Annotated in this window: 10 protein-coding genes; 4 read left to right on the top strand and 6 right to left on the bottom strand. The window is 66.9% G+C overall.

Going from position 1 to position 13,367, the window contains the following annotated elements; translation table 11 throughout:
* Nucleotide 1 precedes the first annotated feature (1 nt).
* The 5 genes from QRN25_RS05520 to QRN25_RS05500 form a co-directional block, all read right to left on the bottom strand.
* Complete coding sequence (locus QRN25_RS05520; protein ID WP_008829566.1) at nucleotides 2-1,951, bottom strand: MacB family efflux pump subunit; 1,950 nt, start codon at nucleotides 1,949-1,951, stop codon at nucleotides 2-4.
* A gap of 8 nt (nucleotides 1,952-1,959) precedes the next feature.
* Complete coding sequence (locus QRN25_RS05515; protein WP_285017874.1) at nucleotides 1,960-3,162, bottom strand: efflux RND transporter periplasmic adaptor subunit; 1,203 nt, start codon at nucleotides 3,160-3,162, stop codon at nucleotides 1,960-1,962.
* A 101-nt stretch (nucleotides 3,163-3,263) separates the two neighbouring features.
* A complete protein-coding gene (locus QRN25_RS05510) occupies nucleotides 3,264-4,118 on the bottom strand; it encodes an SMP-30/gluconolactonase/LRE family protein (protein ID WP_285017872.1) in 855 nt (284 codons plus the stop codon).
* Nucleotides 4,119-4,273: 155 nt separating this feature from the next.
* A complete protein-coding gene (locus QRN25_RS05505; protein WP_285017870.1) occupies nucleotides 4,274-6,070 on the bottom strand; it encodes an IlvD/Edd family dehydratase in 1,797 nt (598 codons plus the stop codon).
* 21 nt (nucleotides 6,071-6,091) lie between these two features.
* Nucleotides 6,092-7,243 carry an aldose epimerase family protein gene (locus QRN25_RS05500; protein WP_285017869.1) on the bottom strand — a complete coding sequence of 384 codons (1,152 nt, stop codon included), beginning with the start codon at nucleotides 7,241-7,243 and terminating at the stop codon, nucleotides 6,092-6,094.
* Between the two features lie 156 nt (nucleotides 7,244-7,399).
* Between QRN25_RS05500 and QRN25_RS05495 the strand changes: the two genes are divergently transcribed.
* The gene (locus tag QRN25_RS05495) at nucleotides 7,400-8,713 is read left to right on the top strand and encodes a sugar MFS transporter (protein WP_285017868.1); all 1,314 of its coding nucleotides are present in this window, start codon (nucleotides 7,400-7,402) and stop codon (nucleotides 8,711-8,713) included.
* 253 nt (nucleotides 8,714-8,966) lie between these two features.
* On the opposite strand, the gene QRN25_RS05490 is transcribed toward QRN25_RS05495, so the two are convergent.
* Nucleotides 8,967-9,722, bottom strand: coding sequence for a FadR/GntR family transcriptional regulator (locus QRN25_RS05490; protein ID WP_285017867.1), 756 nt, complete (start codon nucleotides 9,720-9,722; stop codon nucleotides 8,967-8,969).
* Nucleotides 9,723-9,833: 111 nt separating this feature from the next.
* Here QRN25_RS05490 and QRN25_RS05485 point away from each other — a divergent pair, with 111 nt between their 5' ends.
* From QRN25_RS05485 to QRN25_RS05475, 3 genes are all read left to right on the top strand, one after another.
* Nucleotides 9,834-11,363 carry an aldehyde dehydrogenase (NADP(+)) gene (locus QRN25_RS05485; protein WP_285017866.1) on the top strand — a complete coding sequence of 510 codons (1,530 nt, stop codon included), beginning with the start codon at nucleotides 9,834-9,836 and terminating at the stop codon, nucleotides 11,361-11,363.
* Nucleotides 11,364-11,424: 61 nt separating this feature from the next.
* Nucleotides 11,425-12,420: an AraD1 family protein gene (gene araD1 / locus QRN25_RS05480; protein WP_285017865.1), complete on the top strand. Its 996-nt coding sequence runs from the start codon at nucleotides 11,425-11,427 to the stop codon at nucleotides 12,418-12,420.
* Between the two features lie 2 nt (nucleotides 12,421-12,422).
* Nucleotides 12,423-13,349: a Gfo/Idh/MocA family protein gene (locus tag QRN25_RS05475; RefSeq protein WP_285017864.1), complete on the top strand. Its 927-nt coding sequence runs from the start codon at nucleotides 12,423-12,425 to the stop codon at nucleotides 13,347-13,349.
* The last annotated feature ends 18 nt before the right edge of the window (nucleotides 13,350-13,367 follow it).

Raw genomic sequence — 13,367 nt, 5'->3', positions numbered from 1 at the left:
GTCAGTCTCTCGAAAGGGCGTCGACCGGATCGAGCCGGGCCGCACGGCGCGCGGGCAGGAAGCCGAACACGACGCCGATGAGGGTGGAACAGGCGAAGGCGGCGACGATCGAGGTAGTCGAATAGGCCATCGCGAAGTCGGAGGCGAAGTAGGAAAACACCACGCCCAGCGCCAGCGACAGGCCGACGCCGATGACGCCGCCGATCAGGCAGACGAGGATCGCCTCGATCAGGAACTGCTGGAGGATGTCGGACTGGCGCGCGCCCACCGCCATGCGCACGCCGATTTCGGCGGTGCGTTCGGTGACCGAGACCAGCATGATGTTCATCACCCCGATGCCGCCGACGACCAGCGAGATCACCGCGATCGCGGCGACGAGGAGGGTCATCGTCTGCGTGGCGCTGGTGATCGTGGCGCGGATGTCGTCGGAGTTGCTGATGAAGAAATCGACGGTGCCGTGCCGCTGGGTCAGCAACTGCGTCACGGCATCTTGCGCCGCCGAGGTCGAGACATTGTCGCTGATGCGCACGGTGATGCTGGAGACGTAGCTCTGGCCCAGCATCCGGCTCATCGCGGTGGTGTAGGGGACATAGGCGGTCAGGCTGTCGCTGCCGCCGAAGCCCTGCTGCTGGGTGCCGACGATACCGACGATGCGCACGGGCACCTTGCCGAGCAGCACGACTTTGCCGAGCGGGTCCTCGCCATCGGGGAACAGGGTCTTCTGCGTGTTCTCGTCGATCACCGCGTCCTGCGCCAGTTCGCGCACCGCCTGCGTATCGAACAGACTGCCGGAATTGAGCGTCAAGCCGCGCACGCGGAAGTAGTCGGCGCCGACGCCGCTGACTTGCGCGGTGGCTGCGACGTTGCGGTAGCGTGCGGTCACGCTGGTGGAGACGCTCGGCGTCACGCTGTCGATGTAGGAGAGCTGGCCGAGCGCCTCCGCGTCGCTATCCTTGAGCGTCTGGATCTTGCCCGATCGCATGTCGCCGAAGCTCTTGCCGGGGTAGACGGTGAGCGTGCTGGTCCCGAGCCCGGATATGTCGGAAAGGATCTTGGCCTGCGACCCGTTGCCCAACGCCACCACCGAGACCACCGAGGCGATGCCGATGATGATGCCCAGCATCGTCAGGAAGGTGCGCAGCTTGTGCGCCGACATGGCGAGCACGGCCATGCGGAACGCCTCGCGGAAGCGGTCGGCAAGCTGGCCGAAGCCGCTGGCGCCGGTCGGCGGTGGGGCGAGGGCGGGCGCGGTCTTGGGTTCGGAGGTGCGGCGATCGTCGATGATTGCGCCATCGCGGATCTCGATGATGCGCTCGGCGTGCTCCGCGACGTGCATGTCGTGCGTGACGATGATGACCGTGTGGCCTTCGGCGTGAAGTTCGCCGAGGATCGCCATGACTTCGACGCCGCTAGCGGAATCGAGCGCGCCGGTGGGTTCGTCGGCGAAGATCACCTCGCCTCCGTTCATCAGCGCGCGCGCGATCGAGACGCGCTGCTGCTGGCCGCCCGAAAGCTGGCCCGGCCGGTGCCCGGTCCGCTCGCCGAGGCCGAGACGGGACAGGATCTGTGCTGCGCGCGACGCACGTTCGCCGCGCGGCTTGCCCGCGTAGATCGCCGGAACCTCGACGTTGCCGAGCGCCGAGAGGTCGGTCAGCAGGTGATAGCGCTGGAAGATGAAGCCGAAGTGCTCGCGGCGCAGCGCGGCCAGTTCGTCGGGCTCCAGTTTGGCGGTGTCGCGGCCGTTGACCCGGTACGATCCCGAGGTCGCCCGGTCGAGGCAGCCCAGGATGTTCATCAGGGTGGACTTGCCCGAACCGGACTGGCCGACGATGGCGACCATCTCGCCGGCCTCGATGGTCAGGTCGATGTCCTTGAGCGCCGCGAAGACGCCGTCACCCGAAGGATACTCGCGCCGGACGTGCGAGAGCGAGAGGAGCGGGGCGGGTTCCATCACCCGCCTCAGAAGCCCGGCGGCCCCATGCGGCGGCGACCGCTCGTCCCGCTGTCGGCCTTGGCCTCGCCGATGACGACGTTCTCGCCTTCCTTGAGGCCTGACAGGACCTCGACGTTGACGTTGTTGTTGAGGCCGATCCTGACCTTGCGGCTCTCGATTGTCCCGTCTTCTATCTTCACGCGGACGGCATAGGCGCCGTTCTTGTCCTTCGCGCCGAGCGCGGTAGCGGGGATCGTCAGCGCATTGGCGCGGCGGTCGAGGACGATGGTGACCTTGGCGGTCATCAGCGCGCGCAGGCGGTTGTCCTCGTTGGGCACCTCGAACAGTGCGTTGTAGTAGATCGCGGTGCTGGAGGACGAACTGCTCGACGAGGAACTGCTGGAACTGGAGCTGACTTCATCGACGATCGATTCCGGCGCCGGTTCGATCATGCGCAGCTTGGCTTCGTAGCGCTTGTCGGGATCGCCGAGGATGGTGAAGTAGACGGGCAGGTCCGGCTTCACGTTGATGACGTCGGCTTCGGAGACCTCGGCCTTGATCGTCATCACGTCCAGCTTGGCGAGGATCACGATCGTCGGCGCCGACTGGTTGGCGTTGACGGTCTGGCCCTGCTTGGTGACGACGGCGACGACGACGCCGTCCATCGGCGCGGTGATCTTGGTGTAGCCCAGCTGCACTTCGGCCGTGTTGACGCTGACGCTCGCTGCACGGATCTGCGCCTGCAAGGCATCGTAGCTGGCCTGGGCGGACTGCAGTTCCTGCCGTGCCGTCTCGAAGTCCTGCTGTGATGTCGCCTCGCCGGCGCCGAGCATCTTCTGGCGGTTGAAGGCCAGCTGCGTGCGCGCCAGCGTGGCCTTTGCCGATGCGGCCTGCGCCTGCATGTTGGCAAGGTCGGCGCGGGCGGTCTCCAGGCTGTTGGTCTGGGTGCGCGGGTCGATCAGGCCGATGAGGTCGCCCTTGTGGACGACGTCGCCGATCTCGAAGTTCAGTTCGTCGAGGCGGCCGGACACCTGCGCGCCGACGCTGACGAGTTCCTTCGGCTCCAGCGTGCCCGTCGCCTCGACGGTGCGTTCGAGCGCCCCGCGCGCGACCTTGACGGTCGCGACGTCGGGCTCCGCCGGAGCGGCGAGAAACAGCTTCCAGACGAGAAGGAGAACGCACGCGCCGAGTACGACGCCGCCGATCACGATGCGACGAGTGGTGAACATGCTGCTTCGTATGGCCGCTGGAAGGCAGCTTGTAAGCAGGGATTTTGGTAGCAATGTGTAACGGTTGCGCAAATCCTTGCGACAAAGAGCAGCCTTGGGGATCAGCCCTGATAGATGCCGGAGGGAAGACCCGTAACGCCCGCATCGACCTCGTAGAGCGCGCCGTCGAATTCCGATTCCGGCAGGCCCGTCGCCGCAGAAGTCACGAACATGCGCTCGAGATTCTCCCCGGCGAAAGCGATGTTGGTGATGCGCCTGGCGGGCAGCTCGATCGAGCGGTCGCGGGTGCCGTCCGGGGCGAAGCGGCTGATGCGGCCGCCGTCCCAGTGGGCGACCCAGAGGAACCCTTCCGCATCGGTGGTCATGCCGTCGGGATAGCCGTCGTCCTCGGAGAAGCGGATGAATTCCTGCCGATCACGGGCGCCGGTTTTGTCGAGGGCGAAGCGGTAGATGGTACGGCGGCCGGAATCGGTGTGGTAGAGCCAGTTCCCGCACGGCGAGAACGCCGGACCGTTGGTCACGGTGTAGCCGGTGTCGACGACCTGCCATTCGCCCTGCGGCGAGAGGCGGTAGAACGAGCCGGAGACTTCCTCCTCGGCCATGTCCATGGTGCCGCACCAGATGGCGCCGTGGCGGTCGGCCTTGCCGTCATTCATGCGGTTGCCGGGCAGGTGCGGTTCGGGATCAGAGCGCTCGCCGATGGTCAGCGGATCGAGCGTGATCGCGGCGACGCCGTCGCGGAAACCGCCGAGGAAACCGCCCGAGGCGCGCGGAGCCACCCAGCCGAGCGGCGCGGGCATGTCCCAGCGTTCAATGGCGCCGGTGGCCAGCGTCAGCCGGTTGAGGGCGGGGGCGAGGATGTCTACCCAGTAGAACGCGCGGTCCCGCTCGCACCATAGCGCGCCTTCGCCGAGGGTGTCGTGCACGTCGCGCTCGATCTTGCGCCAGAGGGTCATTCGCCGTCTCTCCCGGTCGGGGGTGATGGAGGCCCACCCCGCTGCGACTAGGCAGCAAGCTGCCAAGTCTCACTGCCCCTCCCGCAAGCGGGAGGGGTATCTTCATGTCTCCCCTTCCGCTTTGCGGGAGGGGTTGGGGGTGGGCCTTCGCGGCCTCAGTGGTTGTCGCGCGGCAGGCCCATGGTCTGGGCGATGCGCTGGTACTTCTCCGCGCCCTCGAGGATCGCGCCGGTATCCATCTGGCCCACCAGGGCGCGCTGGATTTCCTGCCAGGGCGTCTGCGAGGCGGGGTACTGGTAACCGCCCGCAGCTTCCAGCTCGGCACGGCGCGTCGCCATCTCCTCGTCGGAGATCAGCACGTCCACCTTGCCCGCCTTGAGGTCCATGCGCACCCGGTCGCCGGTCTTCAGCAGCGCCAGACCGCCCATCGCCGCCGCTTCCGGAGAGGCGTTGAGGATCGAGGGGCTGCCCGAAGTGCCCGACTGGCGGCCGTCACCGATGCAGGGCAGGGCGCTGACGCCCTCGGTGATGAGGTAGGCGGGCGGGCGCATGTTCACGACTTCGGCCGCGCCGGGGTAGCCGATCGGCCCCGCGCCGCGCATGAACATCAGCGTCTCGGGGGTGATGCCCACCGACGGATCGTCGATGCGGTGGTGGTAGTCCTCGGGACCGTCGAACACCACGGCCGGGCCTTCGAAGGCGTCCGGGTCGGAGGGGTTCGAGAGGTAGCGGTCGCGGAACTCCTTGGAGATCACGCTGGTCTTCATGATCGCCGCGTCGAACAGGTTGCCCGACAGGACCAGGAAGCCCGCTTCCTCGACCAGCGGATCGTTGAAGGTCTTGATGACCTTGTCGTCCTCGATCGTGGCGTCACGGCAGTTGTCGCCGATGGTCTTGCCGTTGACGGTGAGGGCGCTCTCCTGGATCAGTCCCTGGCCGATCAACTGCGCGACGACGGCGGGGACGCCGCCCGCGTGGTAGTAGTCCTCGCCCAGATACTCACCGGCGGGCTGCAGGTTCACCAGCAGCGGGATCTTGTGGCCGAGGCGCTCCCAGTCCTTGAGCGGCAGGTCCACGCCGACGTGGCGGGCCAGGGCGGCAAGGTGGATCGGCGCGTTGGTCGAACCGCCGATCGCAGCATTGACGACGATCGCGTTGTGGAAGGCGTCGAGCGTCAGGATGTCGGACGGCTTGAGGTCCTCGCGCACCATGTCCACGATGCGCTTGCCGGTGTGGTAGGCGCATTCCTGGCGGTCGCGGTAAGGCGCGGGGATCGCCGCCGAGCCGGGCAGCATCATGCCCAGCGCCTCGGCGAGCGAGTTCATCGTCGTCGCCGTGCCCATGGTGTTGCAGTAGCCGGTCGAGGGCGCCGAGGACGCGACGAGCTTGATGAAGCCGTCCGCGTCGAGTTCGCCCGCCGCCATCATCTGGCGGCCCTTCCAGACGATCGTGCCCGATCCGGTGCGCTCGCCCTTGTGCCAGCCGTTGAGCATCGGGCCGACCGACAGCGCGATGGCGGGGATGTTGACGGTCGCAGCGGCCATGAGCATCGCCGGGGTCGTCTTGTCGCAGCCGGTCGTCAGCACCACGCCGTCGAGCGGGTAGCCGTAAAGCGCTTCGACGAGGCCGAGGTAGGACAGGTTGCGGTCGAGCCCGGCGGTGGGCCGCTTGCCGGTTTCCTGGATCGGGTGGACCGGGAATTCCAGCGCGATACCACCCATCTCGCGGATGCCTTCGCGGATGCGCTCGGCCAGCACGAGATGATGGCGGTTGCAGGGCGACAGGTCGCTGCCCGACTGGGCGATGCCGATGATCGGCTTGCCCGAACGCAGTTCCTCAAGGCTGAGGCCGAAGTTCAGGTATCGCTCCAGGTAGAGCGAGGTCATGTCGATGTTGTCGGGATTGTCGAACCAGGCGCGCGAGCGCAGCTTGGGAGCAGGGGTTTCGGTCATGGTTGTTTTCTTTGGTCCGGTTCAGCGCGGAGAAGTGGTGACGCGGTAGATCATGACGTGCCGGTACGGCTTGCCGGGATCGACGCGGGTGCTCGGGAAGTTGGCGTGGTTGGGGCTGTCGGGGAACTTCTGCGGTTCCAGCGCGATGCCGTCGCCCATGCGGTAGAGATGGCCCTGCTTGCCGATGAAGGTGCCGTCGAGGAAATTGCCGGAGTAGAACTGGACGCCGGGCTCGGTCGTCAGCAGTTCCAGCACGCGGCCCGAGACGGGGTCTTCTAGGCGGGCGGCGAGTTCGGGTGTCTTGGTCTGGCCCTTGTCGAGCGCGAAGTTGTGATCGAAGCCGCGGCCGTAGACGATCTGCTGGTCGTTGCCGTCGCGCAGGCCCACGGCGACCGGCTTGCCCTTGCGGAAGTCGAACGGCGTGCCCTCGACGGCGCGCAGTTCGCCGGTCGGGATCAGCTTGTCGTTGACGGGAGTGTACTTGCTCGCCGGGAGGGTGAGCACGTTGGTCATCGCATCGCGCTCCGACCCTTCGCCCGCCATGTTGAAGATGGCGTGGTTGGTCATGTTGAGCACGGTCGGCTTGTCGGTCGTCGCGTCGAAGACGATCTGCAGGTTGCCGGATTCGTCGAGCGAATACGTGACCTTCGCCTTCACCGTGCCGGGGTAGCCGGAGTCGCCGTCAGGGCTGACCAGCGAGAACACTGCCGTCGCCACCTTGCCCGCCTTCACCGATTCGAGCTTCCAGTTCTGCACATCGAAGCCCTTGCCACCGCCGTGGAGCGACTGGCCGTGGTCGTTGCCGGGAAGCTGGTAGGTCTTGCCGTCGAGCGTGAACTTGCCGTCGGCGATGCGGTTGCCGTAGCGGCCGATGGTGGCGCCCCAGAAGTTCGGGCGCGTATCGAAGTCGGAGAGCTTGTCGTAGGCGACGAGGACGTCGGCGGTCTTGCCGTCGCGGTCCGGCGCGTTCAGCTTCCACAGCGTCGCGCCGAAGGTCAGGATAGTGGCGGAAACGCCGTTGCCTGCCGTCAGAGTCACCGCGGTGACCTCGCTGCCGTTCGACAGCTTGCCCGCGCTCGCCTGCGTAGCTTCGGTGGCCAGCGCGGCATTGGCGCTAAATGCCAGTGCCAGAACGGACGCTGCCGTCGTGATGGCCTTGACCGGATTCCTCATTCCCTTAGCTCCCGCATTTCGGTGAGATTTCGATTCTTGTACGAAGACGCGCCCCATTGACGACGCCGCTTCGCGCATATAGTCCGACAAATAGAAAGAGCGCAAGCCGGTTCACGGTACAAGTGGTCGTCCGGCGTCGCTATCGAGAGGAATGTCATGCCCCCAGTGGTCTCATCCACCGACGCCTCGGTGCTGCGCGCCCAGCCCGCAGGCGTGCGCTACGGTCCCGCGCTTACGCTGCTCGCCAGCCTGTTCTTCATGTGGGGCTTCATCACCGTCATCAACAATACGCTGCTGCCGCACCTGCGCAGCGTATTCGAGCTGAGCTACACCCAGACGACACTGATCGAATCGGTATGGTTCATCGCCTACTTCGTGGCCTCGATCCCGTCAGCCAAGCTGATCGAGCGGATCGGCTATCAGAAGTCGCTCGTCGCGGGCCTGCTCATCATGGCTGCAGGCGCATGCGGCATGATGCTGGCAGCCAGCATCCCGTCCTACGGCGTCACGCTCGTCATGCTGTTCGTCATCGCGAGCGGCATCACTCTGCTGCAGGTGGCCGCTAACCCCTACGTCGCTGTCGTCGGCAAACCGGAGACCGCGTCCTCGCGCCTCAATCTGGTGCAGGCGCTGAACTCGGCGGGCACGATGCTGGCGCCGCTCTTCGGGGCTTACCTGATCCTCGGCCGTTCCAAGGGCGGCACGGCTGCTGCCGGAACCGTCCTGACCGAAGCCGAGCGCATGGCCGACGCCCACTCGGTGATCCTGCCTTACGCGCTCGTCGCGGTGGTATTGGTGATCCTCGCGGTCATCATCGCCAAGTTCCCGCTGCCCGCGATGGGCTCGGCCGGTTCGCGCGCCGCCAAGGAGGAGCGCAAGCACCTCTCGCTCTGGAACCACCGCAATCTGGTTTTCGGCGTGCCCGCGATCTTCATCTACCTGATTGCGGAAATCGGTGTCGCCAACCTCTTCGTGAACTTCGTCAGCCAGCCCGACATCGCCAACCTGACGCACGAGCAGGCCGGCAAGTACCTGTCGTTCCTGTGGGGCGGCATGATGGTCGGCCGCTTCGCCGGGTCGCTCGTCATGCAGCGCTTCGACGCAGGCAAGGTGCTGGCGTTCTTCTCGATCGGCGCCTTCGCGGTGATGATGGTCACGGTATTCGCGCACGGCGAAGTGGCGATGTGGTCGCTGATCCTCGTCGGCCTGTTCCACTCGATCATGTTCCCGACCATCTTCACCCTCGGCATCAAGGGCCTCGGCCCGCTGACCGAGGAAGGCTCCGGCCTGCTCGTCATGGCGATCGCAGGCGGCGCTCTGGTCGTGGTGCAGGGCTGGCTGGCCGACAACTACGGGCTGCAGACCTCGTTCCTGCTGACGGCGGCTTGCGAACTCTACGTGCTGTTCTACGCGCTGTGGGGCAGCAAGGTCACCAACGCGGTGCCGCCGCCGGAAGCGACTTTCGAATAAGCGCGCGGCAGATAGGAAATGAGCCCCGGCGAGAGATCGTCGGGGCTTTTTTGTTTAGAAGGGAAGAGAAGGGCAGGGGTTTACCACCCCTGCACCCCGTGGACTTGGCGGCGTGATGCGCGCAGCAGTCTCGGTGCTCTATTGCGCCGCAGGCTATTCAGTCTCCCGGCTCGCCGTTGTGCCTGAGGAGGCGGCGCGCGTGCCCTCGACGATTACGGGGTGCAGGGGTGGTAAACCCCTGCTTTTCCCCTGTTCAATCTTCCATCGAGCTACGCGTATCTTCCAGAGCCAGATCCACCAGCACGTTCATCGCCTCCGCAGCGGCAGCCGCATCCCCTGCGGCGATCGCGTCGTAGACCTTGACGTGATCCGGGATCGGATTGCGCGGCAGGGCGCGAGCGCGTTGCTTGAACTGCGTGGTCCAGTTCACCGCCGCGCCGATTGAGGCGCTGAGCGTGAGGAGCGCGTCGTTGCGTGTCGCCTGGAGGATCGCCTTGTGAAAATCGCGGTCAGCGGCGCGTCCGGCCTCGGTGGTGAGGGTGTGGCGGCGCATGGCGGCGAGGGCGTCCTTCATCGCCTTGAGGTCCGCCTTGTCGCGGCGCTGGGCGGCGAGGCGGGCGGCGGCGGGTTCGACGATGGCGCGCAGTTCGAACAGGCTCCGGACGAATTCGATGTCGGGCTCGCCCGCGAAGGCCCAGCCGAGCACTTCGGGGTCGAGCAGGTTCCAGCGATCACGCGGGAGGACGCGGGTGCCGGCCTTGGGGCGGCTCGCGACGAGGCCCTTGGCGGTGAGCACCTGGATCGCCTCGCGATAGGCGCTGCGGGAGACCTGCAGTTCCTCGGCGAAGGCGACTTCGCCCGACAGAATGTCTCCGGGAGCATATTTGCCTGACAAGATGGCGGTGCCGAGCTTGTGTGCAATGGCTCCGTGCAGTCTGCGGCCGGGGCCTCGGGCTTCCTCGCCCTGTTTGATGTTTTCGTCGGCGGTCGTCAAATCGGCATCTGGCACAGGTATGGGCTCCTCCGGGAGCGAAACTAACAGCGCTTTGCACGAGAAGGAACGACAAACATTGCGTTTCGCTCGCACAGGAAATATGTCGGAGTAAATAGGGAGTGCCCAATGACTGAATTTCGTTCCATCGTCGCCGCTACGGGTGAGCCTCAGGGTGAGCCGCTCGCCATCAGCACCACCGCCGATGTGGCCGCTGCCTGCGCCGCTGCGGCTGCTGCGTTCGATACCTACCGCGCCACCGATCGCGAGACGCGCGCTGCGTTCCTCGAGCGAATCGCTGACGAGATCATGGCGATCGGTGAGCCGCTGATCGAAGCCTACATCGCCGAGAGCGGCCTGCCGCGCGGTCGCGGCGAGGGCGAGCGTGGTCGTACCTGCGGTCAGCTGCGCCTGTTCGCCGACGTCGTGCGCAAAGGCCAGTGGCAGCAGCTTCGTATCGATCCCGCGCTGCCCGACCGCGCGCCGCTGCCGCGCCCGGACTTGCGCCTGCGCATGATCCCGGTCGGCCCGGTCGCGGTCTTCGGTGCCTCGAACTTCCCGCTCGCGTTCTCGACCGCCGGTGGTGACACCGCTTCGGCGCTGGCGGCGGGCTGTCCGGTCGTCGTCAAGGGCCACCCGGCGCACCCGGTCACCGGTTCGCTGATCGCCGGCGCCATCACCAAGGCGGTGAAGGATGCGGGTCTGCCCGAGGGCGTGTTCCAGCACCTCGTCGGTCCCTCGAACGAACTGGGCGCGGCGCTCGTGCAGCACCCGGCGATCATGGCGGTCGGCTTCACCGGTTCGCGTGGCGGCGGTCTTGCTCTCGCCAAGCTGGCGCAGGCGCGCGAAGTGCCGATCCCGGTCTATGCCGAAATGTCGAGCATCAACCCCGTCCTGCTGCTCCCCGAGGCGCTCAAGGCGCGCGGCGAAGCGCTCGGCGCGGCCTTCGTCGGCTCACTGACGATGGGCGCGGGCCAGTTCTGCACCAACCCCGGCCTGATCCTCGCCGTCGAGGGTGAGGGGCTGGACGCCTTCGTTGCTGCCGCCACCGCCGGCGTGTCGGAAGCCAAGCCGCAGACGATGCTGACCACCGGCATCGCCGCCGCCTACGCCAAGGGCGTCGCTGCGCTCGAAGCTCTTCCCGGCGTCGAAACGCTGGCCAAGGGCGAAGAAGGCAGCGTCACCACTGGCGGCGCGATCCTGTTCCAGACCTCGGGCGCGCAGTTCCTTGCGGACAAGGCGGCGGGCGACGAAGTGTTCGGCGCGTCCTCGATCGTCGTGCGCTGCAAGGACGAAGCCGAGTTGCTGACCGTGCTGGAAGGCCTTGAAGGCCAGCTGACCGCCACCCTGCACATGGACGGCGCTGACGAGGGCGCCGCCGCCCGCGTCCTGCCGGTGCTGGAGCGCAAGGTCGGCCGCATCCTCGTCAATGGCTGGCCCACCGGCGTCGAAGTGTGCCACGCGATGGTTCACGGCGGCCCGTTCCCCTCGACTTCCGACCCGCGCACCACGTCGGTCGGCAGCATGGCGATCGACCGCTACTTGCGTCCGGTCAGCTACCAGAACTTCGCGCAGGGCCTGCTTCCCGCTGAACTGCGTGACGATGCCTTCGGCGACGGCGCCCCGCGCCTGATCGACGGCACGCTGACCCTCAACTGATCTGATCCATCCATCCGGGCGGCGCGCTCTCAAGAAGCGCGCCGCCTTTGGGAGAGTACCCATGACTTATCTTCGCCTGCTCCAGCACCTGAGCGCCGAGGGCGTTCGTTCCGTCATTCTCGCCGACGGTGATGCCGCGCATTTCCTGCCGGGCGTCGCTTCGGTGCGTGAACTCGCGCTCGGCGCGATCGCGGCGGGCCAGACGCTTGCCGAGGCCGCCAAGGATGCCGGGCAGGGCGAAGCCGTCGACATCGCCGCCGAGTTCGCCGCGGGCCGCCTGCTCGCGCCGATCGACCACGAGGACGGCGCGCACCTGTTGCTCGCGGGCACCGGCCTGACTCACCTCGGTTCCGCCGAGGGCCGCGACAAGATGCACAAGGCGGCTGCTTCCGAAGAGAAGCCGACCGACTCCATGCGCATGTTCCTGGAAGGCCTCGAAGGCGGCAAGCCCGTGCCGGGCGAAGTCGGCCAGCAGCCGGAATGGTTCTACAAGGGCGACGGCTCGCAGCTCGTCGGCCCGACCGACGATCTCGAAATGCCCGCCTTCGCCAAGGACGGCGGCGAAGAGCCCGAGCTCGCAGGGATCTACCTGATCGGCGAGGACGGCACTGCCTATCGCCTCGGCCTCGCGCTGGCCAACGAGTATTCGGACCACGTTACCGAGCGTCACAACTACCTGTGGCTGGCCCACTCCAAGCTGCGTCAGGCCGCGCTGGGTCCGGAGCTACTGCTCGGCACGCCGCCCTCGCATATCGAGGGCACCAGCAAGGTCATCCGGGACGGCGAGACGATCTGGGAAAAGCCCTTCCTCTCGGGCGAGGGCAACATGTCGCACACCTTCGCGAACCTTGAGCACCACCACTTCAAGTACGACCTGTTCCGCCGCGCAGGCGACGTCCACGTCCACTTCTTCGGCACCGCGACGCTCTCGTTCAGCGATGGCGTGCAGACTGAGGAAGGCGACGTGTTCGAGATCTCGGCCGCACCCTTCACGCTGCCGGTCGCCAACAGGCTGGTCCGCGTTCCGGAACGCGCCTTCGCGGTGAAGGCGCTCTGATCGTGGACCCGATCCGCATTGCAGTGGTGGGCGTGGGCAAGATCGCCCGCGACCAGCACCTTCCCGCCATCGCCGGGAACAAGGCGTTCAGCCTCGCCGCCACCGTCAGCCCGCGTGATCCGGGCGTCGAGGGCGTGCCGCACGCGAAGAGCCTCGACGAACTGATCGCGAACGGCCCGGCGGTCGATGCGGTGGCGCTCTGCACGCCGCCGCAGGTGCGCTATGATCTGGCCGTGCAGGCGCTGTCGAAGGGCATGCACGTGTTCCTCGAAAAGCCGCCGGGCGCGACGCTGTCCGAAGTCGTGGCGCTGGAAAGCCGCGCCGAGAAGGTCGGCGCGACGCTGTTCGCCTCGTGGCACTCGCGCTTTGCGGCGGGTGTGGCTCCGGCGCGCGCGTGGCTGTCCGACCGCAGAATCGAGAAGGTCTCGATCGTGTGGCGCGAGGACGTGCGCGTGTGGCATCCGGGCCAGGCCTGGATCTGGGAGCCGGGCGGCCTTGGCGTGTTCGATCCGGGCATCAATGCGCTCTCGATCGTCACCCACATCCTGCCGCGCCCGATGTTCCTGCAGGGTGCGACGCTGGAAATCCCGGCCAACCGCGCCGCACCGATCGCCGCTGACATCGAGTTCCGCGACACCGCAGGCGCGCCGATCCACATGGACCTCGACTGGCGCCAGACCGGCCCGCAGTCGTGGGACATCGTCGTCGAGACGGACGAAGGAACCCTCAAGCTCGCCAACGGCGGCGCGGTGCTGACGCTTCCGAGCGGCACCGAGCATGCCGAGGACATGGAATATCCGGGCCTCTACGCGCGCTTCGCCAGCCTCATCCGGGGCGGCCGCAGCGACGTGGACGTGGCGCCGCTGCGCCTCGTCGCCGACGCATTCCTGCGCGGCCACCGCAAGCTGGTAGACGAATTCCACGATTGACCATTCCCTAGGGAGGGG

Origin of the sequence: Novosphingobium sp. fls2-241-R2A-195 (genome assembly GCF_030209485.1) — a bacterium.
Lineage (GTDB): Bacteria > Pseudomonadota > Alphaproteobacteria > Sphingomonadales > Sphingomonadaceae > Novosphingobium > Novosphingobium resinovorum.
The sequence above is the reverse complement of the archived record's forward strand: the minus strand, read 5'-3'. Positions and strand labels throughout refer to the sequence as shown.

What these genes read in the sequence shown, in the direction of transcription:
- QRN25_RS05520 (WP_008829566.1), bottom strand. Translation starts at nt 1,951, where the DNA reads ATGGAACCCGCCCCGCTCCTCTCGCTCTCGCACGTCCGGCGCGAGTAT.
- QRN25_RS05485 (WP_285017866.1), top strand. Translation starts at nt 9,834, where the DNA reads ATGACTGAATTTCGTTCCATCGTCGCCGCTACGGGTGAGCCTCAGGGT.
- QRN25_RS05515 (WP_285017874.1), bottom strand. Translation starts at nt 3,162, where the DNA reads ATGTTCACCACTCGTCGCATCGTGATCGGCGGCGTCGTACTCGGCGCG.
- QRN25_RS05505 (WP_285017870.1), bottom strand. Translation starts at nt 6,070, where the DNA reads ATGACCGAAACCCCTGCTCCCAAGCTGCGCTCGCGCGCCTGGTTCGAC.
- araD1 (WP_285017865.1), top strand. Translation starts at nt 11,425, where the DNA reads ATGACTTATCTTCGCCTGCTCCAGCACCTGAGCGCCGAGGGCGTTCGT.
- QRN25_RS05495 (WP_285017868.1), top strand. Translation starts at nt 7,400, where the DNA reads ATGCCCCCAGTGGTCTCATCCACCGACGCCTCGGTGCTGCGCGCCCAG.
- QRN25_RS05500 (WP_285017869.1), bottom strand. Translation starts at nt 7,243, where the DNA reads ATGAGGAATCCGGTCAAGGCCATCACGACGGCAGCGTCCGTTCTGGCA.
- QRN25_RS05510 (WP_285017872.1), bottom strand. Translation starts at nt 4,118, where the DNA reads ATGACCCTCTGGCGCAAGATCGAGCGCGACGTGCACGACACCCTCGGC.